The organism is Pseudomonas sp. MOIL14HWK12:I1, from assembly GCF_000510705.1.
Taxonomy (GTDB): domain Bacteria; phylum Pseudomonadota; class Gammaproteobacteria; order Pseudomonadales; family Pseudomonadaceae; genus Chryseomonas; species Chryseomonas oryzihabitans.
Map to the genome: position 1 here is coordinate 157318 of NZ_AZNY01000006.1, position 26072 is coordinate 183389.

Here is a 26072-nt window from a genome sequence, read left to right on the forward strand (position 1 = left end):
AGGCGGCAGCCCTGCGACCGCCGCCTGAGTCCCCGCCCTACCCCGCCACCTGCTCCGCCGGCGAGACGATGGTGGTCTTGCCGCGCGACCGACCACTGCTGAGGTAGTCGGCGATGGATTCCTGGGTGACCTCGCCGAGGAAGTCGTTGTCGGCGCTGAGCACCGGCAGCCAGGAGCTGTTGAACTGGTACATGCGCGACAGCAGGATGCGCAGGTGCTCGTCGAAGGCCGCGGTGGCCTTGAACGGGGTGACGAAGGGCGCCACCGGGCCGCTCTGCCCGCGCAGGTCACGCCGGCGCACGTAGCCTAGGCCCTTGTTGGCGGCATCCGTCACCACCAGGTAGCGGCGATCGTGCTCCTCCATCAACTCCACGGCATCGCCGATCAGGGTCTCGGCCTGGATCGAGGGCGCATTGTCGGCCGCATCCTCGGCGCGGATCAGCAGGAGACGCTTCAAGGTACTGTCCTGGCCGACGAAGTTGCTGACGAAGTCGTCCTTGGGATGGGCCAGCAGGGTGTCCGGGTGGTCGAACTGCACCAGGCGGCCGCCGCGGAACACCGCGATCTTGTCGCCCAGGCGGATGGCCTCGTCGATGTCGTGGCTGACCATGATCACCGTCTTGTTCAGTGCCCGCTGCATCTGGAAGAACTCGTTCTGGATGGCATCGCGGTTGATCGGATCCACCGCGCCGAAGGGTTCGTCCATCAGCAGCAGCGGCGCCTCGGCCGCCAGGGCGCGGATCACCCCGATACGCTGTTGCTGGCCTCCGGACAGCTCGCGCGGATAGCGCGACAGGTACTGCTTGGGATCGAGCTGCACCATGCTCATCAACTCGGTGGCGCGCTCGCGGCACTTCTTCTTGTCCCAGCCCAAGAGCTTGGGCACCACGGTGATGTTTTCCTCGATGGTCATGTTGGGGAACAGACCGATCTGCTGGATCACGTAGCCGATATGGCGTCTGAGGGTCACCTCGTCGATGCCGGTGGTGTCCTCGCCATTGATCAGCACCCGTCCCGAGGTGGGCTCGATCAGGCGGTTGATCATCTTCAGGGTGGTGGTCTTGCCGCAGCCGGAGGGGCCGAGGAAGACGCAGATCTGGCCCTCCTCCACGGTGAGGCTCACGGCGTCCACCGCGGTCACGTCCTTGCCGTGCTGCTTGAAGGTCTTGGTCAGGCGGTCGAGTTCGATCATCTGGGACTCCTTAAGGGGCGCTGCGCAGGCCGCGCGGGGTGAGGCGGCGTTGCAGCCACTGCAGGACGAGGTCGGCGACGATGGCCAGCAGGCTGACCAGCACCGCGCCGACGATGAGGGTGGCCATGTCGCTGCGACTGATGGAGGTGAGGATGAGCACGCCCAGGCCGCCGGCGCCGATGGTGGCGGCGATGGTCATGACGCCGATGTTCATAACCACGGCGGTGCGCACCCCGGCCAGGATCACCGGCAGGGCGATGGGCAGTTCGACCATGCGCAGGCGCTGCCAGAAGGTCATGCCGATACCGGCACCCGCCTCGCGGATGCCCGGCTCGACGCTGGTCAACGCCAGGTAGGTGTTTCTCAGGATCGGCAGCAGCGAATAGAGGAACACCGCGGTGATGGCCGGCAGCGGGCCGAGGCCCTGGCCGAACTTGGAATAGAACGGCAGCAGCAGGCCGAACAGGGCGATGGAGGGCAGCGTCATGACCACCGTGGCCACCGCCTGCAGCGGTCCGGCCAGCCAGGGATAGCGGGTCATGAGGATGCCCAGGGGCACGCCCACCAGGATCGCCAGGGTTACGGCGATGCCCACCAGGGTGATGTGCTGGCGGGTCAGTTCGAGGACCTGCAGCCAGTCGATGTGATTGAAGGAGGTGACGAAATCCATGGGTCATTGCCCTCCGTCTAGGGGGTGCTGGGCGAGGAAGTCGCGGGCCACCTGGGCCGGCGTCTGCCGCTCGATGTCCACCTTGGCGTTGAGCTGGCGCATGGTGGCCTGGTCCAGGCTTTCCGCCAGGGGTTTGAGCAAGGCGGCGAGATCCGGGTGCTTGGCCAGGTACCCGGCGTTCACCACGGGGGCAGCGGTGTAGTCGGGGAAATAGCCCTTGTCGTCTTCCAGCACCTTGAGCCTGAAGGCATCCAGGCGGCCGTCGGTGGTGTAGACCAGGCCGGTGAAGACCTGGCCGTTGCGCAGGGCGGTGTAGACCAGGCCCGGGTCCATCTGGCGGATGTCGTCCCGGGCGTAGCTCAGGCCATAGGCCTTGACCAGGCCGGCGAGGCCATCGGAGCGGTTGGCAAATTCGATGTCCAGCGCGGTGAGGTGCTGCTTGCCGGCCTCGGCCTTGAGCAGTCCGGCCAGGTCGCTGATGCTGTTCAGCTCGGGATGCTGTCGAGCGATCTTCTCCGGCAACGCCAGGGCATAGGTATTGTTGAAGCGGGTGGGCGCCAGCCAGGCCAGACCGACCTTGGCGTCCAGCTGCTTGACCCGCTGGTAGGAGGCCTCCTTGTCCAGTCGTTCGGTGACATGGTTGTAGGCCACCAGGGAGGTGCCGGTGTATTCCCAGGTGAGGTCGAGCTGGGCGTTCTTCACGCCATTCCAGGCGATGGTGCTGCCCAGGCCGCCGACGATCTCCGGCTGATAGCCGTGGCGGGACAGATACTGCCCGGTGAGTTCGGCGAGGATGGCCTGCTCGGTAAAGACCTTGGCGCCGATGCGGATCGGATCGGCCTGGGCAGCGCTGGCCAGCGTCAGTCCGAACCAGGCGGCGCCCAGGGCGATAAGCAACTTCTTCATCTCGTCTCCTTAGCGGGCCAGGCCGCGTTCCAGCCAGAGGCGACTGGCGAGCAGCACCAGGCCGTCCAGCAGCAGCGCCAGCAGCGCCGTGGCGGCGGCGCCCAGCAGCAGCTGCGACTGGTTCTCCAGGGCGATGGCGGGAAAGATCAGGCTGCCCAGGCTGTTGGCGCCGATGAGAAACACCAGCGGCGTGGTGCCGACGTTGATCGCCAGGGCGACCCGCACCCCGCCGATGATGATGGGCACGGCATTGGGCAGCTCCACCTTGGTCAGCACCTGGGTGGGGGTCATGCCGATGCCGGTGGCAGCCTCCTTGAGCGAGGCCGGCACGTTCTTCAGCCCCTCGTAGGTGTTGCGCACGATGGGCAGCAGCGAGGCCAGGAACAGCGCCAGGATCGCCGGGCCATCGCCGATGCCGACGATGCCCAGGGCGATGGCCAGCACCGCCAGCGGCGGCACGGTATTGCCGATGTTGAACACCTGCATGAAGCGCTCGGCGCTGCGGGCGAAGGCTGGCCGACTCAGCAGCACCCCGGCGGGGATGCCCACCAGCAGGGCCAGGACCATGGAGACAGCTACCAGATAAAGATGAGCCTGGAGATAGAACCAGAGGTCTGCGCGATAGGTACGCAGCGTATCCATACCGATCCAGTGCACCAGCAGTGCCAGGATCACCACTCCCACGGCCGTGCCGAGCAGGAGGGTCTTGAACTTCGCCATGTCAGGCTCCTTCAACGGGCGGACAGGCCGCATGCCTTCCGAGTGCGGACCTCGCACGGGGGCGAGGCGCAGGACGGCTGTCCGGGTTCAGGGTCGAGACACAGCAGGGCATGGCGGGTATGCCGGCTGGACCAACGGGGCACTGCGGATCTCGGATCTGCCTAGCCCTTGGGTGTCGCTCCTGGGGAACGACATGGCGCCTTGCCTCGACCGAAGAGATTGACGTCCATCGCAGTCGATAGTTCGCCAGCTCCTTTTCAGGCTAACCCAATAGACTCGCTCAATGCCAACCCGATCATGCATAGCGGAACGTCTTGACAGGGTGAAAGGCCCGGCCGAGAGGCCCGGACAGCCGGCAAAAAGCGAGAGTCGCGCGCTAGAGCCTTCGGCAAATGTGTGACGATAAATTTAATACGCTTACTGTTAGCTGCTTTGCAGTACCAGCGCGACGCCTGTCACGGATGCGGGGGCAAGCCACGGCGGTTTCGTGGAGCGGCACACAGCTCAGCTGACGTACGGTCATAACTGAAACATCTTTCTGTGAGCCAGTGCGGTGACGAGGTTTTGGCACCCCTTTATCATGCCGACGAATGGCTGACGCTTTGAGGGATCATTCAGCCATACCAAGGTCAATAGGTGGCCCAGTGATAGCACCAAGCGCCATTTCTGGAACCGCTATAAAAACAGACTATTCACCGAGCTAACTTCAAAGGGAACGTTATGAATGACATGACGGCTTGTGCATCGTTGGACTCCGCTGTTCTCTCCTCTGCCCCCGTAATGCTGCTGCAACCCAAGGTGGAAAATTGGGTGGTGGTGTATGCGCACGGCGGCCTGATCGCCGAATTCAGCGACGAGGCCTCGGCCCGCCGCGAAGCCGAGCAGTGGGCCGGGATCTGCCTGCGTCGCTAAAGACCGCTTTCGAATGACCTGCCTGCGCCATATAAAGATGGAAAGCAGTCACAGGCAGTTCATTACCCGCGCTACCCTTCTTCCTGCCCTGCCCAGGGGCCGCGCTGCCCGAATCCAGCCGCCGCGGCGTCCCGCTCCAAGCTGCCCGCCAGTCTACCCAGCTCGCATTTCCGCGGTTTTCGCCCGACATTAACGTTGTCTGGCGCACCTTCTGAGCCTTGCACTGCAACTTCCCGGCGTCTCTTCAGGCCTCATGGCGGATCGGGCCACGACCGCCCGACATTCCTACGTCTTCCGTCACTGTCCGGGACCTTGCCGATGACGCTACGCCTGAAATCCAAGCTCACCCTGTTGTTCACCCTGCTTTGCAGTCTGGCTGCCATGCCGGTCGCCCAGGCCGCCACACGGGACTTCCCCACCGATCTCGTGGGCCTGAATTTTTCCGGCGCCGGGTTCGCGCCCCACGTACTGCCGGGCAAACCGGGAACCAACTACTTCTTTCCCGACGCCGGCCATTACCGACGCTGGGCGGCCAAGGGCATCCGGGTGATTCGCTTCCCGGTCATCTGGGAGCGCCTCCAGCCCACGCTGGGACAACCCCTGGATCCCGCCTACGTCAAGCTGATCGACCAGACCCTGGACAACGCCAAGCGCTATCGCATGAGCGTGATCCTGGATCTGCACAACTACATGAGATACCGCGGCCAGGTCATCGGCAGCGCGGCGGTGCCCTATTCGGCCTACGCCGATGTCCTGCGCCGGATCGCCCAGCGCTGGCACGAGCACCCCGCCCTCGCCGCCTACGACATCATGAACGAGCCCCACGATGCCGTGGAGCAATGGCCGGTGGCCGCCCAGCACGGTATCGACGCGGTGCGGGAGGTGGATCGGGCGCGTCCGCTCCTGATCGAAGGCAATGGCTGGTCCAGCAGCTATCTCTGGCCGCGCTACAACGCCAAGCTGCTCGGTCTCAAGGATCCGGCCGACAACCTGATCTATTCGGCGCACGTCTATTTCGACAATGACGGTGGCGGCAAGTACCTCAAGAAGGACATGACCGACTTCGATCCCGATGTCGGCATCCGCCGGGTCGAGCCCTTCATCACCTGGCTCAAGCAGCACGGCAAGCGCGGCCACATCGGCGAATTCGGCGTGCCGGACAACGACCCCCGCTGGCTGGCCGCCATGGACCGCCTGCTGGCGCGGCTGCGCCAGGAATGCATCCCGGCCATGTACTGGGCAGCCGGCCCCAACTGGGGCGACTATCCACTGGCGATCGAACCGGTCAAGGGCAAGCCCCGCCCACAATGGAAGGTGCTGCAAGAGTACGTGAAGCCGGCCGACTGCCAGACCCTGGGTCCCCGCTGAGCGAAGCGCCGCCAGGCAGCACGAGCGGCGCCTTCTTGCAGTCAGGTGACAACTTGTCTGGAAATCGGTGACTGCAATCACAAAACGCCGGGCCAGGGACGGCCTAGCAAGAACTTGCTGGATTTTGGCGATCAAAATGTAACAGCAAGTAATAGTTCGACTATTAAGAAGCTTGCGACGCACAAGAGCCAGGATGCCATGTCAGCTTTCACGTTCCCGCACTATCCCTCCGCTCTTTCCCCCTAACGGCAGCGCTACATCCGTTCGCCTCTTCTTGCCGCACCCTCAGGGATATCCCATGGAAAGATTTGTCGCTTTGGATAGCTTTCGCGGTCTATTGGCCGTCGCCGTCGTGCTGTTTCACACCTATGTCGCTCAGGCCGCCTCGGAAAATCCGCTGATCGCCAACGCCTACCTGTTCGTCGAGTTCTTCTTCGTGCTCAGCGGCTTCGTGCTCATGCACACCTATGAGAGCCGGCTGCGCACCCTGGACGATTATCGCGACTTCGCCATCAGTCGCGCGACGCGGATCCTGCCGCTGCATCTGGCCATGCTCGGTCTCTATGTGCTGCTGGAGTGCGGTCGCCTGCTGGCGGAAAAACTAGGGGTCGGCTTCAACGACCCGGCGTTCAGCGGCGCCACCGCGCCCGAGCAATTCCTGCCCAATCTGTTGCTGCTGCAATCCTGGCTGGGCCAGGCCATCACCGGCTCCTTCAACTACCCATCTTGGAGCATCAGCATCGAGTTCTACCTCTATCTGATCTTCGGCCTGCTGGTGCTCAAGGGCCAGGGTCATCAGCGCCAGTGGTTCCTGGCGATCGCCCTGCTGGCCTTCGTGCAGCTGCTGTTTCCCTTCCTGCCGCTGAAGACCGAGATCTTTCGCGGGCTGTCGTGCTTTTTCGCCGGCGCCTGCACCTATCGCCTCTATGTCTGGATCAAGCAGCACAACAGCGGACAATTCGGTGGCACCCTGCTGGAACTGGCCTGCCTGATCGCCGGCGCCGCGGTGATGACCTCCGATCTGCCAGTGCCCAAGAAAGGCGTGCTGGCGACCCTGGTGTTCTGCGTCACCATCCTCACCTTCGCCTTCGAGCGCGGCCTGGTCTCCAGCGTGCTGCATCACGGCCTCTTCGTGCGCCTGGGGGTACTGTCCTATTCGATCTACCTGTGCCACGCCGCAGTGATCTTCGTGGTCAAGAGCGCTTTCATCGTGCTGGGCAAGTTGCTGCACCAGGACCTCACGGTGGTGGCGCCCTCCCATGACGCCCCGCTGCCCTTCATGATCCGCTACATCGCCACCGGCAGCGTCTTGCTGGACAACCTGGTGGTGGTGGTGGAACTGGCGGTGGTCTTCGCCTTCGCCTGCCTGACCCACAGATACATCGAGGTCCCGGGCATGGCGCTGGGCAAGCGTCTGGTGCGCCGCAAACGCACCCCACCCTGCTGCGACGGCAACATCCAGCCGCAGCGCTGAGCGGCGCCTGGTGCAGCCCTACCGACCTCAAGCCGGTGGGGCCGCCCTCTGCTATACTCCGCCCCCTCTTTTTTCGCTCTCGCCCAGGTTCATCCATGACCACCCAGGCCGCCGAAGTCGCCAAGCGCCGTACCTTTGCCATCATTTCCCACCCCGACGCGGGCAAGACCACCATCACCGAAAAGCTGCTGCTGATGGGCCAGGCCATCGCCGTCGCGGGTACGGTGAAGTCGCGCAAATCCGACCGGCACGCGACCTCCGACTGGATGGAGATGGAAAAGCAGCGCGGCATCTCCATCACCACCTCGGTGATGCAGTTCCCCTATCGCGAGCACATGATCAACCTGCTCGACACCCCCGGCCACGAGGACTTCTCCGAAGACACCTACCGCACCCTGACCGCGGTGGACTCGGCGCTGATGGTGCTCGACGGTGGCAAGGGCGTCGAACCCCGCACCATCGCCCTGATGGACGTCTGCCGCCTGCGCGACACCCCCATCGTCAGCTTCATCAACAAGCTCGACCGCGACATCCGCGATCCCATCGAACTGCTCGACGAGATCGAGGCGGTGCTCAAGATCAAGGCCGCGCCCATCACCTGGCCGATCGGCAGCTATCGCGACTTCAAGGGCGTCTATCACCTCTCGGACGACCGCATCTACGTCTATACCCCCGGCCATGGCCACGAGCGCATCGCCACCAAGACCATCGACAAGCTGGACTCCGACGAGGCCCGCGCGCACCTGGGCGATCTCTACGAGCGCTTCGTCGAGGAGCTGGAGCTGGTCCAGGGCGCCTGCCACGAATTCGATGGCGAGGCCTTCCTGCGCGGCGAGATGACCCCGGTATTCTTTGGTACCGCGCTGGGCAACTTCGGCGTCGACCAGGTGCTCGACGCCGTGGTCGACTGGGCTCCGCGCCCGCTGTCGCGCGCTGCTCACGAGCGGGTGGTGGAGCCGGTGGAAGAGAAGTTCTCCGGCTTCGTGTTCAAGATCCAGGCGAACATGGATCCCAAGCACCGCGACCGCATCGCCTTCATGCGCATCTGCTCGGGCAAGTACGAGAAGGGCATGAAACTGCGCCATGTGCGCATCAAGAAGGATCTGAAGATCGCCGACGCCCTGACCTTCTTCTCCAGCGAGCGCGAGCACCTGGACGAGGCCTTTGCCGGCGACATCATCGGCCTGCACAACCATGGCACCATCCAGATCGGCGACACCTTCACCGAAGGCGAAGCCCTGGGCTTCACCGGTATCCCGCACTTCGCCCCGGAACTGTTCCGCCGCGTGCGCTTGAAGGATCCCCTGAAATCCAAGCAGCTGCGCCAGGGTCTGCAGGAACTGGCCGAGGAAGGCGCCACCCAGGTGTTCTTCCCCGAGCGCAACAACGACATCGTGCTCGGCGCGGTGGGTGTGCTGCAGTTCGACGTGGTCGCCAGCCGCCTGAAGGAGGAATACAAGGTAGAGTGCGCCTACGAGGCCATCAACGTCTGGTCGGCGCGCTGGATCGAGTGCGACGACAAGAAGAAGCTCGAAGACTTCAAGAACAAGGCCTTCGAGAACCTGGCGGTGGACGGCGGCGGTCACCTCACCTACCTGGCGCCGACCCGGGTCAACCTGGCGCTGATGGAAGAGCGCTGGCCGGAGATCAAGTTCCGCGCCACCCGCGAGCACCACTAAGCCCTACTGTCCTGACCGGTGCGCCTGGCGCCGGTCAGGCGTACCGCCCTCCTCCCGAATAGTCCAGGCGGAGCTCCGGCTCTCCTGTCAGGTCTGCGCGAATCAGTCCCGGTCGGAAGACTCGGCCGCGGCTTCCAGCTCGACCATCGTCAGCTCCAGTTCCGCCCGCTCGGTCCACTGGCCGTCCAGTTCGGTGCGTACCGCCACGCCCAGCTCCTTGAAGTCGGCTACCTGCTTGACCAGGTTGCCCGGCCCGCCCACCAGCTGGCCGCAGGCCTTGCGATAGGCTTCGCCGGCCTTGTCCAGACTCTTGCCGATGCCGTCCATGCTGCCGAGAAAGGTGCGCAGCTTGTCGTAGACCTTGCCCGCGCGCTCGGCCAGTTCGGCGGTGTGGCGATTCTGGTCCTCGAAGCGCCAGAGCTGGCGGACGATGTTGAGGCTGGTCAGGAGGGTGGTCGGCGTCGCCACCAGGACATTCTGCTCGATGGCGCGCTGGAACAGGCTCTCGTCGGCCTTGAGCGCCTCGACGAAGGCCGATTCGATGGGGATGAACAGGAAGACCATCTCCGGCGAATTCAGCCCCGGCAGGCTGAAGTATTCGCGATCGGCCAGTTCGCGGATACGCTCGCCCACGGCGCGCACGTGCTCGCCCAGAGCCAGGCGCCGCTCGCCCTCGTCTTCGCTGTTGACGTAGCGGGTATAGGCGTTGAGCGACACCTTGGCGTCCACCACCAGGTGCTTCTTCTGCGGCAGATGGACCAGCACGTCCGGTCGCCGGCGACCCGTCTCGGTGGTGAAGCTGCGTTCGCGGACGAAGTCGCGCCCCTCGCGCAGGCCGGAGCGTTCCAGCACGTTTTCCAGGATGAGTTCGCCCCAGTTGCCCTGGGCCTTCTTCTGGCCGCGCAGGGCGGTGGCCAGGTCATGGGCCTCCTGGGTGATCTGGCGGTTGAGCTCCTTGAGGTCGAGCAGTTGCTGGCCGAGGGCCGCCTGCTGCTGCACATCCTTGTGGTGGATGTCCTCGACCTTGGCGCGAAAGCCCTCGATCTGCTCGCGGAAGGGCCGTAGCAGCGCATCCAGGGATTGCTGGCTGTGCTGGGCGAAGGCCTGACCCTTGGCGTCGAAGATGCGTCCGGCCAGTTGCTCGAATTCCAGCTTGAGTTGCTCGCGACTCTCGCGCAGCAGCTGTTGCTGCGCCAGGAAGTGCTCTTCCTTCTGCTCCAGGGTGGTCCGGAGCGTCGCGTGTTCTTCGGTCAGGCGCGCATGGCGTTCCTGCACCTCGGCATGCAGCTGTTGCTCGCGGTGCTGGCGCTCGCGCACCTCGGCGAGCTGCTCCTGGATGCCCTGCAGCTGGGCGCGGGTGGCCTCGGCCAGGGCGTGCTGTTCGGCAGCCTGCAACTGGGCCTGGCGGGTCTGCTGGCGCAACTCCGCCTCCAGCTCGCGATTGGCCTCCAGCTGCCGCTGCAGGGCGGCGGTGCGTTCGCGCTCGGCGCCCAGCTCCACCACCTGGCGACCATTGGCCAGCTCGGCGCGTTGCAGGTCGTCGCGCAGCATGTCGTAGCGCTCGGCGGCGCTGTCGAGTTGCTGTTGCAGATAGCGCTGGCGCCCGGTCAGCCAGACGGCCGAACCCGCCCAGCCGGCCAGCAGCAACAGGGGAAGCACAAGGGAAACGAAAGGCAGGGAAGTCATGGCGCTCTCATCGCGGACGGCTCCCCTCACCTTAGGCAGGCGCGAGGGGAGCGTCCAGCGTTTATCTGTACATTTACACAGTGTTTCGCAAATCCAGGTCCAGGCCGCTGACACGGCGGACCCGACGGGCCACCGCCTCGGCGAAGACGCCGCCCCGGGCCTCGATCAGGGTGAAATCATCGCGCGCCCGGGTGATGCCGGTATAGACCAGTTCCTTGGTCAGCACCGGACTGAGCTGCTCAGGCAGCAGCAGCGCGGTGTGGGCAAATTCCGAGCCCTGGGACTTGTGCACGGTCATGGCGAACACCGTCTCCACCGCCGCCAACCGGCTGGGCAGGACGAATCTCAGACCGCCGCTGCCATCGCCGCGGGGAAAGGCGACCCGCAGGACCTTGCGTCCCGGCTGGTTGGCGTCGGGCAGGCAGAGGGTGATGCCGATGTCGCCGTTCATCAGCCCCAGGCTATAGTCGTTGCGCGTCACCAGCACCGGACGGCCCTCGTACCAGCCGTGCTCGCCCGCGAGCAGGCCCGCCGCCAGCAGGGCGCTGGCGATGCGCAGGTTGAGGCCTTCCACGCCCCAGGGGCCCTTGCGCACGGCGCAGAGCAGCTGGAAGTCGTCGAAGGCGGACAATACCTGGCCGGCCCAGAGCGTCCAGGCGGGATCCTCCAGGACGGTATCCAGTTGGGGCCGCGTCCCCTGCAGGACCTCGAGATAATGACGATAGCCCCGAGCGCGCCCGCGTCCCTCCAGCACCAGGCGTTCCAGGGCGCGATCCTCCGGCCCCTTGAGCAGCACCCGATGGAGATCGGCATAGCCGCCGTCGACCAGCACCTGCTGAGCACCCTGGCCATCCTGGGCATTGACCCGGCGGGCCAGCTGGCCGATCCCGCTGCCGGCGCCGAAACGCCGTGAGCGCCTGAGCATCACCACCTGCTGCGCCAGGGCGTCAGCCTGATCGTCGCCGACCGCCAGGGCGGTCTGGGCCAGCGACTGGCCGCTCACGGCTTCCAGCCAGGCGCGGGTGGCCGGACTGTAGCGTCCGGCTTCGGCATCCCGGCAGAGATCGCCCAGCACCGCGCCGGCCTCCACCGAAGCCAGCTGATCCTTGTCACCCAGCAGCACCAGGCGCGCCCGCGGCGGCAAGGCCGCCAGCAGACTGGCCATCATTTCCAGGTCGATCATCGAGGCTTCGTCCACCACCAGCACGTCCAGCGGCAGGGGATGCCCGCGGTGATGGCGGAAATGGCGGGTATTGGGCCGACTGCCCAGCAGCCGGTGCACCGTGGTCACCCCGGTGGGGATGTGCCGGCGCAGCTCCTCGTCCACCGGCAGGCGACTGACCTGGCCGCCGATGGATTCGGTGAGGCGCGCGGCCGCCTTGCCGGTCGGTGCGGCCAGGCGGATGCGCAAGGGACGACCGGCCGCCACCGCGGGCGCCTGGAGCAGCGCCAGCAGGCGCACCACGGTGGTGGTCTTGCCGGTACCGGGTCCGCCGGTGACGATGCTGAAGGCACCGCGCACCGCCAGGGCGCAGGCCAGTTTCTGCCAGTCGGGTTCGCCGCCCGCGTCGGGGTCCGGCGGAAACAGCCGGTCGAGACGCTCGGCGAGATCCGCCGGCAGCGGCTCGGGGGTGGCCAGGCGCTGGCGCAGGCTGGCCGCCACCGCGCGTTCGTAATTCCAGTAGCGACGCAGGTAGAGGCGCTCGCCACCCAGCACCAGCGGTCGTTCTGGACAGCTGCCGTCGCCATCGACCAGGTCGCTGGCCAGCAGCGCCCGCTGCCAGGCCTCGAGGGTCTGGCCATGCAGCAGTTGCGACGGCAAGAGCGAAGCGCGCGCCTCGTCGCCCTCGGGCGGCAGCGACAGGGCGGCATCGGGATTGCGCAGGGTGGCGGCGAGATCCAGGCAGACATGGCCATGGCCGAGCTGATGGCTGGCCAGGGCCGCGGCCAAGAGCACCGCCGAGTCGCCCTGGGGTTCGAGTTCGCCGAGAAAGCCGGTGAAGGCCCGGTCCACCTGGCGCAACCAGCCGCGCTGCACCCAGAGCTCCAGCAGGCGAAAGAGATCGTCCCGCTGTTCGAGCGGGGCAAGCGGGCGCTCCTGGGCCAGGGACGCCAGGCGCAGCAGCCGTTCGGTGGCGGGGCTGAAATCAGACATGGGCATTCTCCGCACCGCTGAACAACAGATCCAGGGTCTCGATCAGCGCCTGGGCGGGCCGCTCGACGAAGACGCCGTGGCCGGCCGGATCGCAGCCGCGCAGGAAGAGGTAGACGGCGCCGCCGAAGTGGCGCTCGTAGCTGTAGTCGGGCAGCCGCGCCTTGAGCAGCCGGTGCACGGCCAGGCTGTAGAGCACGTACTGCAGGTCATAGCGCTTGGCCAGGACGGCCTCCTCCATGGCCGCGCGGGTATAGGCGCCGGCTTCGGCGCCCAGCCAGTTGGACTTGTAGTCCACCACGAAATAGCGCCCCTCGTGTTCGAAGACCAGATCGATGAAGCCCTTGAACAGGCCGTTGAGCTGCCCCGGCTCCAGCATCGGCCGCACCTGGCCGCGGTGGGTACCACGACTCACCAGGTCATCCAGCCGCTCCAGATCGACGCCATGGGTGGCGAACCAGAATTCCATCTCCACCTGGTAGCGCGCCAGTTCGCCCAGGCGCTGGCTGCCCCCCGGCAGGGGCAGCGGCAGCGCCAGCAACTGGCGCAGCCAGCCCTGCAGGATGGGAATCCAGTGATTCCAGCCGCGCCGCTGGCAACGCCGGGCGATCAGGTCGTCCAGCCGCTCGGGCGCCGCCTGGATGGCGGTGAAGCCTTCCTCGCCGACCCACTCCAGCAGGCTGTGCAGGAAGGTGCCCGGGCCGGGGCCGCGGGGAAAGCGATGCAGGTCTTCACCGGCTGCGGGCTGGCGGGCCTCGTCGGGAGCGAGGCGGTCGTCGTCGAACAGCTTCTGGGCCGCCGGGGTATCCAGGTCCAGCTCCAGGTTGAACGGGCCCTCTTCCCGCGCCTCGCCCAGGCGCGTACCGATCCGCAGGGCGCTGTAGGAGGCGATCCACCAGTCCTCGCGAGCCGCCCGACGCGCCGTCAGCGCCTTGAGGGTCACCGGCGCTTCGCGGGCTTCGGGCAGGCGTGCCGGACTGGCCTCGGGGAGCGGCAGGATAAGGGTGTCGGGCTGGGCGCCGATCAGGGTGGTCAGGGCAGTGCCCAGGGCCGCCGAACTCGCCAGGGGCTCGCCGCCGGTGGCCAGGTAGCCGAGGGCACTGCGGGCGAAGCCGGATTCCTTGCTGCGCCCGCGCTTGAGATCGGCCACCCCGACCCAGCAGGCATGGCGGGCCCGGGTCAGGGCGACATAGAGCAGGCGCAGGTCTTCGGCCAGGCGCTCGTCGTCGGCGCGGGCCAGTTCCTCGGCGGAGGGCTTGAAGGTGCGGCGCAGCTGGCCCTGATCGTCGTGATAGCGCAGCGGCAGGGTCGTGCCTTCTTCGGCGCGATAGGCGCAGGCGAAGGGCAGGAACACCAGGGGATATTCCAGGCCCTTGGACTTGTGCACCGTCACCACCTTGACCAGCTCGGCGTCGCTTTCCAGGCGCAGGATCTGCTCGTCGGCGGCGCCCTGGGCGGCCAGTTGCTCGGCCAGGTGGCGGATCAGCGCCTGCTCGCCGTCAAGCTCGCCGGCGGCACGCTGCAGCAGTTCGGCGAGGTGCAGCAGATTGGTCAGCACCCGCTCGCCATCGGCGCGGGCCATCAGCCGCTGCGGCAGGCGGAAGTCCTGCAGCAGGCGGCGCAGCATGGGCAGCACGCCCTGGCCGCGCCATAGCTGGCGATAGCCGCGGAATTGCAACACCCGCGCCTCCCAGGCCTGCTCGTCGTGGTTGAGGGCATCCAGTTCGGCCAAGGGCAGGTCGAGGGTCAGGCTGCCCAGGGCCGCACGCAGCCGGCGATCCACATCGGGCTCGGCGCAGGCCTTGAGCCAGTCCAGCAGGCAGCGGGCCTCCTGGGCGGTGAACACCGAATCCTTGTCCGACAGATAGACGCTGCGCACCCCGCGCCGCACCAGCGCCTGGCGTACCGCCTGGGCTTCGCTGCCGGCGCGTACCAGGATGGCGATGTCGGCGGGCCGCAGCGGCTTGAGTTCGCCGTCCTCCTGGCGAAAGCCGGCGCGTCCCTCGGCGGCCAGGCTCAGCAGCCGGACGATCTCGCTGGCGGTGCTCTCGGCCAGGGCGGCGCGATAGGCAGTGCCGGCCAGCGGCTCGTCGCCGGCCAGCTGCCAGAAGGTCAGGGCCGCACCCGGCGTGCCGTCGATCTCCAGCACCTCACGCCGCCCCTGGGCGCGGACCGGCTCGAAGGGCACCGGATTGTCCTCGCCCTGGCGGAAGAGGAAGGCCGCCCGCGGGGCCGTGGCCTCGCCATGGGCGAACACCTGGTTGACCGCCGCGACCATGGCAGCGGTGGAACGGAAGTTGGTATCCAGCGAGTGCAGGTGGCCGGCATTGGCGCGACGCGCCTGCAGGTAGGTATGGATATCGGCGCCACGGAAGGCATAGATGGCCTGCTTGGGATCGCCGATCAGGAACAGCCCGGTGCCCTCCCCCGCGCCATAGACGCTGCTGAAGATGCGGTACTGTACCGGGTCGGTGTCCTGGAATTCGTCGATTAGCGCCACCGGGAATTGCTCGCGGATCAGCGCCGCCAGCCGCGCGCCGGCGCCATCGGCCTGCAGCGCCCGATCCAGACGGGTGAGGATGTCGTCGAACCCCAGCTCGGCGCGGCGCAGCTTCTCACGCTCGAATTTCTGCTGGACCCAGGCCGCCGCGTGCTCCAGCAGCGGCACCTCCGGGCTGGGCAACTCGGCCAGTTGCCCGGGCAAGCGCGCCATGGCCGCCAGGGCCGGATGATCCGGCGGACTGGCCTTGGTCCAGACCTCGGCGAAGCCCTCCTCGGTCAGCCGGATAAAGCCGGTGCCGATATCCAGGTCCTCGCTGGCGGGGTTGTCCGCCCAGGCGACCAGCTTGTCGCACCAGGGCCCGAAGAATCGCTTCTGCAGCTTGCGACCGTCGACCACCTTGGCGTCGCAGCCGGCCTGGCAGAGGTCGCGCACCTCTTCCGCCCACCGGGCCCAAGGCGCCTTGAGGTGTGCCAACCGCTCGCGACGCTCCGTCAGGGCGGTGGCCAGCAAGGCGGCCGGTTCACCCTGGGGCGCGCCCAGGGCCTCGCTCAGCAAGGGTCGCAGGCGCGCGGCCAGGGCGCGGGGCTCGCCCCAGTGCTCGATGACCCAGTCCAGTGCCTCGCCCTCCAGCGGATAGCAAAAGCGTCGCCAGTAGTCGCGCACCACCTGGGCGAGCAGCTCGCTCTGGTCCTGCTCCAGGTTCTGCACGAAGAGACTGCCGCTGTCGAAGGCGTGCTCGCGCAGCATGCGCTGGCACCAGCTGTGGATGGTGGAGACGGCCGCCTCGTCCATCCACTGGGCGGCGATGTCCAGGCGCCGGGCGCAAACGGCCCAGGCCTCGACCGGAAAGTCCTCGCGCAACTCGGCGAGCAGCGGATCGGGCGCGGCGATCTCGTCGCGGAAGAAACGCGCGGCTTCGGCCAGGCGATGGCGAATGCGATCGCGCAATTCCTGGGTGGCGGCCTCGGTAAAGGTCACCACCAGGATCTGGGGCGGCAGCAGTTCGCGGCCGAAGGCCGTCTCGGGCGTACCGTGGCCGAGCACCAGACGCACATAGAGTGCGGAGATGGTGAAGGTCTTGCCCGTCCCGGCGCTGGCCTCGATCAGCTGATTACCCTGCAAGGGAAAGCGCAGGGCGAGCGGACGCTGACTCATGCCTGCCCCTCCCCGCCCACCACCTGCCAGCCGGCGGTGTGCACCGGTGCATAGAGGGTCTGGCACCAGCCGTCGAATTCCTCGTCGGCCAGCAAGGCGGCGAAGTCCGGATACTGCCGACGCAGCGCCGGATGGGTCGCCGCCTCGCCCTGATAGGCCTGCTCGGCCGCGGCCAGGGCCTTGTCCGGGTCATTGGCCAGCCAGGCGAAGGCGGTGCGGGGCGCGACGGGAAGCGGACGCCGCTGCCCCAGGGCCCAGGCGTCCAGCAATTCGTTCAGCTGCCGGCGGGCCAGCTCGGCGTCCAGTGGCGCCAGCAACAGGGTCAGATCGGTCGCCACCACCGCGGTGGTCAGCTGCAGCCCACCGGCCGCGGCGACCAGATGCTGTACCCAGGGTCGCAGCAGCCGGTGCCACTTGCGGGTGCGCGTATTGCCCAGGCCATTGGCCTGGGCGGTCAGGGCCAGCAGGCCCTCGGGGCCACGGCGCAGCCGTTCGAGGTTCGCCACCAGTTGCAGCTCGCGATGTTCGATATCCAGGGTCAGGGCCTCTTCCAGGGGTTCGGGCCAGCGCAGCGTCAGGGCCTCGACCTGGGCCACCACGGCGGGCAGCGGCTCGCGCAAGGCCCGCCCGGCCCGCTCGCCAAAACCCGCCAGCGGCAGCCGACCACTGCCGCGCAGGCGCTCCGCGGCGGCCATAAGCGCCTGATCCGCCTCGGCCGGCGCGGCCAGAGCCGCCGCCAGCAGGTCTTCGCCCAACTGGTAGCGGGTCAGGGCGTCCAGGCCGAAAGGCTCTTCGTCTTCCGCCGGCGCATCGGGCGGCGCGAAATGCACCTTGAGGCGATTGGCGAAGAACAGGTCCACCGGTCCGCGCAGAAAACGCGCGAGATCATCGAGGCCCAGGGGTTCTTCGAGCACCAGCGGCGGCAACAGCTCATCCTCGTCGCGCGTGGTGCGGTCATGCACGCCCAGCCACTCGGCCGCGAAGCTGAAATAGCCGCGCTCGCCGCGGAAGTAGCGGGCACTGAAGGGTTGCAGGGGATGCTCCTGGGTCAGGGCCGTGAGCAGGCGCTCCGGCTCCTCTTCATGGTCGGCCAGCCGCCAACCGGCCTGGAGATGGTCGCGCAACTGGGCGACCAGCACCGACGGCGGGCGCTCGCTGTTGTCGCGGATGCTGCGCCCCACCCAGCTGACATAGAACTGATCGCGCGCCGAGAGCAGCGCTTCCAGCAGCAGATAGCGGTCGTCCTCCCGTCGCGAGCGATCACCGGGACGGTAGTCCTGGGCCATGAGATCGAAATCCAGCGGCGACTGGATGCGCGGATAGGCACCGTCATGCATGCCCAGCAGGCAGACCACCCGGAAGGGAATGGCGCGCATGGGCATCAGGGTGCAGAAATTGACCGCGCCAGCGAGAAAGCGCTGGGCCAGGCCACCGCTGTCCAGCCCCGCCAGCCAGGCCTCGCGCACCACGGTGAGCGGCAGCTCCTCGTCCAGCGCCACGTCTTCGCACAGTTCCAGCCAGCGCTCGCGCAGATTCTCCAGCTGCTCCAGCAGGTATTCGTCGTGCTCGTCCTGAGGGCTGAAGAACAGCGCCAGCAGCGCCTGCAGGCGGGCGCCCCACTCCGCCGGTCGCGCCGGCTGAGCCAGCGCCGCCTGGGCCGCGTCCAGAGAATCGAGCAGGTCCACCAGCGGCCCGACCAGAGCCGCATCCAGGCCGCCCACCTCGTCGAAGGGCTCGATATCGCCCAGGGCCGCGCCGCTGCCGACGGCGTAGCCCAGCAGCATGCGCCTCAGGCCGAACCGCCAGGTGTTCTGCGTCAGCCCTTCCGGCAGATCAAGGCGACTGCGCTGCTCGGCATCCAGCCCCCAGCGCACGCCAGCGCCTTCCAGCCACAGGTGCAGGGTTGGCAGATCGCCCTCGCGCAGGCCGAAGCGGGCGCGCAGCGCCGGCACGTCCAGCAGATCGAGGATCTCGCTCAGGGCGAAGCGGCTGTCGGGCAGCTGCAGCAAGTGCTCCAGGGCGATCAGCAAGGGTTGGAAACCGCGCTGGTGCTGGTCGGCCAGGCTGAAGGGGATGAAGCGCGGATCGCCACGCTCGAGCTGGCCGAATACCGCGCGGATATGCGGCGCATAGGCATCGATGTCCGGCACCATGACGATGACGTCGCGCGGCCGGAGGCTGCTATCGCTGTTGAAGCGCGCCAGCAGCTGGTCGTGAAGGATCTCCACCTCGCGCTGGGGACTGTGGGCCACATGGAAGCGCATGGACCTGTCCCGCGCCGGATCGACCGCCGGCCAGCGCTCGCGGGTCTCGCTCAGCGGACGCAATTCGAGAATGTCGTCCTGCAACTGGCCGAGCAGGTGCTGGGGTTCGGCCTCGGCGAAGAGGTCGATGCGCCCGCCATTGAGGTCCTCGAACAGGCGGCGATAGCCATCGGGTTCGTCGAATTCGTCCAGCAGGTGGATGTAGTCGCGGCCCTGCTTGCCCCAGCTCGCCAGCAGCGGCTGGCCGTGCTGGTGCAGCGCCTCGGCATCCAGGGTCTGTGGCATGCCCGGCTTGCGCTGCTGGCGGCGATAGTTCTGCCGCAGCAGATCCTGGTCGGCGACGATGTCGGACCAGTGATGGCGACAGGGATTGTGCACGCAGAGCAGCACCTGGCTGAAGCGCGCCAGCGCGGCCAGGGCTTCGAGGGTCTGCGCCGGAATCGCCGACAAGCCAAAGATCACCACCCGCCGCGGCAGCCCGGCTGGCGGCTCGGTCGCCGCCTGCATGACCTCCAGGAAGCGCCGGTGCACCCCGGCGCGACTGCGGGCCAGACCACCGTCGCCCACATCGTCCAGCAGCGCCCGCCACAGCTGCGCCTGCCAGCGGCAACTTTCCGGCAAGGGACGCCGACCGTCGCGCAGGCTGGCCAGCAGATCGCGCCCCGCCGCCCAGTCGTTGAGCCAGTCGGCGCGATAGACCTGGTAGCCGTCATAGAGATCGGCCAGGCGCTCGGCCAGCTGATAGCGCTTGCGCAGATCGCCGTCATCGTCGAGAAAGCGCCGCAGGGCGGCGAAGTCCGGTTGCAGGAGCAGGGTCGGCAGGAGCCGCATCAGGCGCCAGGTCAGGGGCGCGCGGTCCAGCGGCGAGGATGGTGGGACCTGGTCACGCCCCAATACCTGGCGATAGGTCCGCCAGAGGAAGGCCGCCGGCAACTGCACCTCGAGAGCCGCAGCGACCCCGCAGCCACCCTCGTCATCACCGCGCGGATCCTCGGCCAGCGCCAGCTTGAGCCACTGGGCGATGCCATTGCTCTGCACCAGCACGTGTTCGTTTTCCAGCGGCGCCAGGGGATACCGCCGCATCCAGCCGACCGCCAGGCCACGCAGCTCTTCGAGCCGATTGCCGTGTACCACCATGAATCCGGGAGTGAGCGCCTCGGACATCCTACGCCTCGCTGTTCGCTATCTGCGGCCAGGGTAAGGATCACCCGCGCCAGACACCAGCCCGCAATGTGATGACCGACGCATGACCCAGTGCACAGCCGCTCCGTCCACCCGCCTATCACGGGGCTCCAGCCGGTAGACTCATGGCCTATCGGCCGCCGGCCTTCGACAGGATGTTTTCATGCGTTTCCTCGTTGCCCTTCCCCTGCTCCTGGGCGCCGCCCTCGCCCATGCCGACAACGGCGAGCCCGTCGACTGCGCCAGCCTGCAGGCTCAGTTGCCCTTGCCCCTGCTCCAGCAGACCTCCGGCCTGCCCCTGGCCTATGCCCGGCAGATCGCCGGCGGCTGCGCCTTCACCGATCGCGACACCGGCCAGCCGGCCAACTACCTGCTGGGGCTGTCGGCGGGCTACGAGAATGGCGGTCGGGCGCTGCCCAAGCTGCGGCGGCAGGTGCAGTCGCTGAGCGAGCAACTGGAGTGCAAGGCCATCGACGGCCTCGGCGAAGGCGCCAGCGCCTGCAGCAAGCCCTTGCTGGGCACCCAGGTCTTCTTCATCAAGCGCGACCGCATCCACACGGTGACGGCGTCCAGCCCGCTGGAATACGAGAAACCCGAGTTGGCGGCCAAGTTGCGTCAGGCGGCCCAGGCGACCGCCCAGGCCTGGGCACAGCGGCTATAGGGGAAGGCGCGCCCTAGTGGCCGCGCCGATTGAGGTCTTCGGAGTAGAGATCGTCTTCCAGCTCATTACCCGGGATGGCGTGCTCTTCCGCTGCCCAGGCACCCAGGTCGATCAGTTTGCAGCGGTCGGAACAGAAGGGCCGATTGGCGCTCTTCTCGCTCCATTCCACGGGTGCGCCGCAGGTGGGGCAGTCCACGGTAAGGGTGCTCATGCTTGGCCTCCGTCAAGGGTCAGATAAAAGGAATGCAGGCGCTCCACTTTGGCGTGGAGCGCGGCGAGATCGCCGTCGTTGCAGATGACGTCATCCGCCTTGGCCAGCCGCTCGGCGCGCGGCAACTGCGCCGCCAGGATGGCCCGCACCTGAGTCTCGTCCACCCCGTCGCGACGCATGGCCCGTTCGAGCTGCAGCGCTTCCGGCGCGTCTATCACCAGCCCCCGCCGGACCAGCGCCCGCTGCCCGGATTCGAACAGCAGCGGCGACACCAGGATGGCATAGGGCGACGCTGCGCGGGCCAAGGCCGCCAGGATTTCCTGGCGAATCAGGGGATGCAGCAGGGCTTCCAGCCAGCGCCGCTCGGCCGGATCGGCAAAGATCGCGGCTCGCAGCGCCGCTCGATCCAGGCTGCCATCCAACTGCAAGACAGCGGGCGAAAAATGCCCGGCGATCTCGGCCAACGCCGGTCGTCCCGGCTCTACCACCCAGCGGGCGGCCTGGTCGGCGTCGACACAGGTGATGCCCAGTTGCGCGAAATGCTCGGCAGCGGCACTCTTGCCACTGCCGATGCCCCCAGTCAGGCCGAGGGTCCAGGCAGAAGTCATCGGAATCCGGCGAAGTTCAGGTACAGGCCGGTTATTTGATCACCCCAGAGCAAGGCAATCCACCCCGCCACGGCGAGATAGGGACCGAAGGGCAAGGGCGTGCTGCTTTCCGCCCGCCGCAGGCGCAGAGTGATGACGCCCAGAATGGCGCCCACCAGCGACGACAGCAGGATGGTCAGGGGCAGGATCTGCCAACCGCCCCAGGCGCCGAGCAGCGCCAGCAGCTTGAAGTCGCCATAGCCCATGCCTTCCTTACCGGTCACCAGACGGAATAGCTGAAATACCAGCCACAGACTCAGATACCCCGCCACCGCGCCCCAGACGGCATCGCTAAGGTTGGTGAACAGCCCGAATTGATTGGCGACCAGCCCCAGCCACAACAGCGGCAGCACGATCACATCCGGCAGCAGCTGGTGATCGGCATCGATCAGACTGGCCGCCAGCAATCCCCAGGTCAGCAACAGAAAGGCCACACCTTGCCAGGTCACGCCCAGGTGCCAGATGACCCAGGCCGACAGCAGCCCACAGGCCAGCTCCACCAGCGGATAACGCAGGCTGATGGAGGCCTGACACCCATTGCAGCGACCGCGCAGGAGCAGATAACTCAGCACCGGCACATTTTCCCAGGGCCGCACGGCGCGCTGGCAGTGAGGACAGCGGGAAGCAGGTCGCGCCAGGTTGAAGGGGGCGCCTGCCGGCTCGGCCGGCAGCTCCAGTACTTCACGCGCCTCCGCCTGCCAAGCCCGCCTCAGCATCACCGGCAGGCGATAGACCACCACATTGAGAAAGCTGCCCACCAGCAGGCCCAGGACCAGCGCGCACAACGCCGCGGCCAGCGGCGCGCCAGCCAAAAACTCCAGCAGCGCCATCAGACCACCGAGCCGAGCTGGAAGATGGGCAGATACATGGCAATGATCAGACCACCCACCAGAACCCCCAGGACCGCCATGATCATCGGCTCCATCAGGGTGGTGAGGTTGTCGACCATGTTGTCGACCTCGTCCTCATAGAAGGTCGCGACCTTGGACAGCATCTCGTCCAGGGAGCCCGACTCCTCACCAATGGCCGTCATCTGGATGGCCATCGAAGAGAACACCCCGGTGGTACGCATGGAGAAGTTGAGCTGCATACCGGTGGACACATCGCCCTTGATCTTCTCCACGGCGTTGCGGAATACCACGTTGCCGGTCGCGCCGGCCACCGAATCGAGAGCATCCACCAGGGGGACACCCGCCGCGAAGGTGGTGGCCAGAGTCCGGGCATAACGGGCAATGGCCGACTTGTAGAGAATGGAACCGATCAACGGGATCTTGAGCAATCCACGGTCAACCGCATCGCGAAATTTTTCCGATTTCTTGTAGAAGTGCCGAAGGACGAAAGCCAGCACAAAGAGCCCGCCCAGTACCAGCAACCACCACTCCTGTAAAACCTCGGAAATCGCGATGACCATAAGGGTAAAGGCCGGCAACTGAGCACCGAAGCCCTCAAACACCGATTGGAATTGAGGCACCACCTTGATCAACAGAATGGCCGACACGATCACCGCGACGACGATTACCGCCGCAGGATAGGTCATGGCCTTCTTGATCTTCTTCTTCAACGCCTCGGTCTTTTCCTTGTAGGTGGCTACCCGATCCAGCAAGGTCTCCAGGGCACCCGATTGCTCACCGGCATCCACCAAGTTGCAATAGAGATCGTCGAAATACTGCGGCTGCTTGCGCAAGGAGTTGGCCAGGCTATTACCCGCGGCAACATCCTGCTTGATGTCGTCGACCATCTTGCGCATGTTGGGATTGTCGAAGCCCTCGCCGATGATGTCGAAGGCCTGGAGCAGGGGCACACCTGCGCTCATCATGGTCGCCAGCTGTCGGGTGAACAGGGCGATATCCATGGGCTTGATCTTCTTGCCCTTGCCGAACAGCGACACCGACTTCTTGCGCACCCGGGTTGGATTGATCCCCTGCTTGCGCAACTGCGCCTTGATCAGCGCAGGATTCAGTCCCGTCATCTCGCCCTTCACCTTGGTCCCTTTGCGATCGGTCCCCTCCCAGGTGAAGCTGCCCATCTTGATAGCTTTATCGGCCATTGCCTCGACTCGTCAAAGGCTCGGCCCGCGGTGGCGAGCCCGTCAAAAGAATGCTCTGTTCAGAGCCGGTTGCCGCTTTAAAGGCAAGCATCGCGCCAAACATCGACGGCTTTAGCGTTCTGCGGCAATCAAGACGCGTGGACAGCAATCATCCGATGCACCGTTCCAGTCCCCTCTCCCTCCGGGAGAGGGCTAGGGTGAGGGAAGTCGTTAATCCTTAGTGACCCGATTGATCTCTTCCAGACTGGTAATCCCCTGCATCGCCTTCACCAGCCCCGACCGCCGCAGATCATTGAAGCCCTCTTTGCGCATCCGCGCCGCGATCTCGATGGAGTTGCCCTCCTCCATGATCATCTGTTGCAGTGCCGGGGTGATCTTCACCACCTCGTAGATCCCCACACGCCCGCGATAGCCCGCATTGCAGTCCTCGCAGCCGATAGGCTGATAAAGGGTGAAACTGCCGATCTCTTCCTCGCGAAAGCCTTCGGCCAGTAGCGCCTCACGGGGCACCTCATGGACTCGCTTGCACTTGTTGCACAGCTTGCGCGCCAGCCGCTGGGCGATGATGAGGTTGACCGAGGTCGCCAGGTTGAAGGCAGGCACCCCCATGTTGCGTAGACGCGTCAGGGTTTCCGCCGCGCTGTTGGTGTGCAGGGTCGACATCACCATGTGACCGGTCTGGGCTGCCTTGATAGCAATCTCCGCCGTTTCCAGGTCCCGGATCTCACCCACCATGATCACGTCAGGATCCTGACGCAGAAAAGCCCGCAACGCCTGAGAGAAGTCGAGCCCCTGACGCGGATTGACGTTGACCTGGTTGATGCCTTCCAGGTTGATTTCCACCGGATCCTCCGCCGTGGAAATATTGATATCCTCGGTATTGAGGATGTTGAGGCCGGTATAGAGGGATACCGTCTTGCCTGAACCGGTCGGCCCGGTCACCAGAATCATGCCCTGCGGCTGCTTGAGTGCCTGCAGATAGAGCTCCTTCTGCACATCCTCGTAGCCCAGGGCATCGATCCCCATCTGGGCGCTGGAAGAGTCCAGAATACGCATCACGATCTTCTCGCCCCAGAGGGTGGGCAGGGTGTTGACCCGGAAGTCGATGGACTTGGTCTTGGAGACCTTCAGCTTGACCCGGCCGTCCTGGGGCTTACGACGCTCGGAGATATCCATATTGGACATCACCTTGAGTCGCGCCGAGATCCGCGACACCAGCTGCACCGGCGGCCGCGCCGCCTCGTGCAGGACACCGTCAGTACGGAAGCGTACTCGGTACATCTTTTCATAGGGCTCGAAGTGCAAGTCGGACGATCCCTTCTTGATGGCATCGAGCAGCATCTTGTTGACGAACTTCACCACGGGCGCATCGTCGGCGTCGGTACCCGCAACGGCTTCCTGAGGCCGCTCGCCACCCTCAGTCTCCAGATCAAGGTCGATATCGCCCAGATCCAGGCCACCCGTACCGCCATCGAGATACTTTTCGATGGCCTGGTGCAGCTTGTCATCCTCGACCAGCACCACCTCGACGGCGAGCTTGCTGCCAAAGGACACATCATTGATGGCTTGTTGGTTAGTGGGATCAGATAGCGCGATGAAAAGCTTGTTGCCCCTTTTGCTCAAAGGCAGGAAGTGATGCTGCTGCATCAACTTCTCGTTGACGATGTCCTTGGGAAGCTGCTCCTTATCGATAGCCGCCAGATCAAGAAAGGGCACACCGAACTCCTGAGCAGCCAATTCAGCCAGAGGCCGGCTTTGCACCAGACGTTGCTGAACGAGATAGGTTACCAATGGCACCTTGGCCTGCTTGGCCTTGACCACCGCCTGCTGCGCCGCCGCCTCTGCGAGCAATTGCGCATCCACCAATTGCCGCGCCAGTCCCGACAGCATCACCGTCTCGTTCATCGTCATTCCCACCCTTGGCTACAGCAGGCGTTATAGCACCCCCCAGACCGCCCGCAAAATGGCGCCAGACAGCTGACATTTTTTGTCACGAGCTGCCCCTTTATTGACGCTAATCGCGAAAAAAACGTGCTGCAGTCGCCACTTTTCTTTGGCACGGCCTGTGCTATACCTCAAACAGGCACGTTGGCCTGATCCAACCTCGGAGACTTGGTATGAACGCTCAAAAAGGCTTTACCTTGATCGAACTGATGATCGTAGTTGCGATCATTGGTATTTTGGCGGCAATCGCAATTCCGCAATATCAGAACTACACTGCTCGTGCACAGGCTGCAGAAGCGACAAACTTGTTAGCAGGCCTAAAGACGCCTTTAGTTGACATCGCGGGATCTTCAGGGTTGGCTACAGCTTGTAGTGCAGCAGATGCCGTCGCTGCCAACTCAACTGCTAACCCTCCTGTAGTAGCAGTTCCCGCTGGTGCACTTAACAGCAGCAATGGCTATACCCTGAGTGGCAAATACGTTCAAAGTATTACTGCAACGCCCAATGGAACTACCTCCTGCAAGCTCACGGCCACATTCAAACAGAATGGCGTAAACGACAAAATCAAAGGGCAAACTCTTTCGCTTACCTACACCGTAGCTAACGGGAATTGGGATTGCACTTCGAGCCTGCCAGACGGCATTCGTCCGAGCAACTGCACTGCGGGAACTTAATTACTGCGATAGTGAGCCCAGCATT

At 65.7% G+C, this 26072-nt stretch carries 19 protein-coding genes; 6 read left to right on the plus strand and 13 right to left on the minus strand.

The features are described from left to right. Positions 1 to 37 precede the first annotated feature (37 nt). From PSEK12I1_RS0104795 to PSEK12I1_RS0104810, 4 genes are read right to left on the minus strand one after another with little or no spacing between them, the layout of a single operon-like run. Positions 38 to 1192: an ABC transporter ATP-binding protein gene (locus PSEK12I1_RS0104795; protein WP_027600828.1), complete on the minus strand. Its 1155-nt coding sequence runs from the start codon at positions 1190 to 1192 to the stop codon at positions 38 to 40. A gap of 10 nt (positions 1193 to 1202) precedes the next feature. Continuing rightward, positions 1203 to 1862 (minus strand): ABC transporter permease, encoded by a 660-nt coding sequence (locus tag PSEK12I1_RS0104800; RefSeq protein ID WP_007160943.1) that lies wholly within the window; start codon positions 1860 to 1862, stop codon positions 1203 to 1205. A 3-nt stretch (positions 1863 to 1865) separates the two neighbouring features. Next, positions 1866 to 2768, minus strand: a complete 903-nt coding sequence (locus tag PSEK12I1_RS0104805) for a glycine betaine ABC transporter substrate-binding protein (protein WP_027600829.1) — start codon at positions 2766 to 2768, stop codon at positions 1866 to 1868. Positions 2769 to 2777: 9 nt separating this feature from the next. Then, positions 2778 to 3488: an ABC transporter permease gene (locus tag PSEK12I1_RS0104810; protein WP_027600211.1), complete on the minus strand. Its 711-nt coding sequence runs from the start codon at positions 3486 to 3488 to the stop codon at positions 2778 to 2780. Between the two features lie 780 nt (positions 3489 to 4268). On the opposite strand from PSEK12I1_RS0104810, the gene PSEK12I1_RS24890 reads away from it, so the two are divergent. The 4 genes from PSEK12I1_RS24890 to PSEK12I1_RS0104830 all read left to right on the plus strand — a co-directional run bounded on the left by PSEK12I1_RS24890 (position 4269) and on the right by PSEK12I1_RS0104830 (position 8921). Beyond that, positions 4269 to 4400: a hypothetical protein gene (locus tag PSEK12I1_RS24890; RefSeq protein WP_007160940.1), complete on the plus strand. Its 132-nt coding sequence runs from the start codon at positions 4269 to 4271 to the stop codon at positions 4398 to 4400. A gap of 318 nt (positions 4401 to 4718) precedes the next feature. After that, entirely contained in the window at positions 4719 to 5768 is a 1050-nt protein-coding gene (locus tag PSEK12I1_RS0104820) for a glycoside hydrolase family 5 protein (RefSeq protein ID WP_027600830.1), read from the plus strand. Positions 5769 to 6066: 298 nt separating this feature from the next. Beyond that, the gene (locus PSEK12I1_RS0104825; protein WP_027600831.1) at positions 6067 to 7242 is read left to right on the plus strand and encodes an acyltransferase; all 1176 of its coding nucleotides are present in this window, start codon (positions 6067 to 6069) and stop codon (positions 7240 to 7242) included. A 95-nt stretch (positions 7243 to 7337) separates the two neighbouring features. Further along, positions 7338 to 8921, plus strand: a complete 1584-nt coding sequence (locus PSEK12I1_RS0104830) for a peptide chain release factor 3 (RefSeq protein WP_007160937.1) — start codon at positions 7338 to 7340, stop codon at positions 8919 to 8921. Positions 8922 to 9023: 102 nt separating this feature from the next. On the opposite strand, the gene rmuC is transcribed toward PSEK12I1_RS0104830, so the two are convergent. The 4 genes from rmuC to recC all read right to left on the minus strand — a co-directional run bounded on the left by rmuC (position 9024) and on the right by recC (position 19845). After that, positions 9024 to 10607 (minus strand): DNA recombination protein RmuC, encoded by a 1584-nt coding sequence (gene rmuC / locus PSEK12I1_RS0104835; protein ID WP_027600832.1) that lies wholly within the window; start codon positions 10605 to 10607, stop codon positions 9024 to 9026. Between the two features lie 73 nt (positions 10608 to 10680). After that, positions 10681 to 12762, minus strand: a complete 2082-nt coding sequence (gene recD, locus PSEK12I1_RS0104840; protein ID WP_037006725.1) for an exodeoxyribonuclease V subunit alpha — start codon at positions 12760 to 12762, stop codon at positions 10681 to 10683. After that, the gene (recB, locus tag PSEK12I1_RS0104845) at positions 12755 to 16417 is read right to left on the minus strand and encodes an exodeoxyribonuclease V subunit beta (RefSeq protein ID WP_027600834.1); all 3663 of its coding nucleotides are present in this window, start codon (positions 16415 to 16417) and stop codon (positions 12755 to 12757) included. Before recB ends, recD begins: the two co-directional genes overlap by 8 nt. After that, positions 16414 to 19845 carry an exodeoxyribonuclease V subunit gamma gene (gene recC, locus PSEK12I1_RS0104850; protein ID WP_027600835.1) on the minus strand — a complete coding sequence of 1144 codons (3432 nt, stop codon included), beginning with the start codon at positions 19843 to 19845 and terminating at the stop codon, positions 16414 to 16416. The genes recB and recC overlap by 4 nt, the downstream gene beginning before the upstream one ends. 181 nt (positions 19846 to 20026) lie before the next feature. Between recC and PSEK12I1_RS0104855 the strand changes: the two genes are divergently transcribed. Next, on the plus strand, positions 20027 to 20524 hold the full coding sequence (locus PSEK12I1_RS0104855; protein WP_027600836.1) for a hypothetical protein: 498 nt from the start codon (positions 20027 to 20029) through the stop codon (positions 20522 to 20524). Positions 20525 to 20537: 13 nt separating this feature from the next. Here the strand turns inward: PSEK12I1_RS0104855 and yacG are convergent, their stop codons facing one another. The 5 genes from yacG to pilB form a co-directional block, all read right to left on the minus strand. After that, positions 20538 to 20735 carry a DNA gyrase inhibitor YacG gene (gene yacG / locus PSEK12I1_RS0104860; RefSeq protein WP_007160931.1) on the minus strand — a complete coding sequence of 66 codons (198 nt, stop codon included), beginning with the start codon at positions 20733 to 20735 and terminating at the stop codon, positions 20538 to 20540. Continuing rightward, complete coding sequence (gene coaE, locus PSEK12I1_RS0104865; protein ID WP_027600837.1) at positions 20732 to 21343, minus strand: dephospho-CoA kinase; 612 nt, start codon at positions 21341 to 21343, stop codon at positions 20732 to 20734. Before coaE ends, yacG begins: the two co-directional genes overlap by 4 nt. Next, entirely contained in the window at positions 21340 to 22212 is an 873-nt protein-coding gene (locus PSEK12I1_RS0104870; protein ID WP_027600838.1) for an A24 family peptidase, read from the minus strand. Before PSEK12I1_RS0104870 ends, coaE begins: the two co-directional genes overlap by 4 nt. Next, on the minus strand, positions 22212 to 23429 hold the full coding sequence (locus tag PSEK12I1_RS0104875; protein WP_027600839.1) for a type II secretion system F family protein: 1218 nt from the start codon (positions 23427 to 23429) through the stop codon (positions 22212 to 22214). The genes PSEK12I1_RS0104870 and PSEK12I1_RS0104875 overlap by 1 nt, the downstream gene beginning before the upstream one ends. Positions 23430 to 23639: 210 nt before the next feature. Then, a complete protein-coding gene (gene pilB, locus PSEK12I1_RS0104880) occupies positions 23640 to 25334 on the minus strand; it encodes a type IV-A pilus assembly ATPase PilB (RefSeq protein ID WP_027600840.1) in 1695 nt (564 codons plus the stop codon). 212 nt (positions 25335 to 25546) lie between these two features. On the opposite strand from pilB, the gene PSEK12I1_RS24240 reads away from it, so the two are divergent. Next, complete coding sequence (locus PSEK12I1_RS24240) at positions 25547 to 26047, plus strand: pilin (RefSeq protein ID WP_027600841.1); 501 nt, start codon at positions 25547 to 25549, stop codon at positions 26045 to 26047. Positions 26048 to 26072 lie beyond the last annotated feature (25 nt).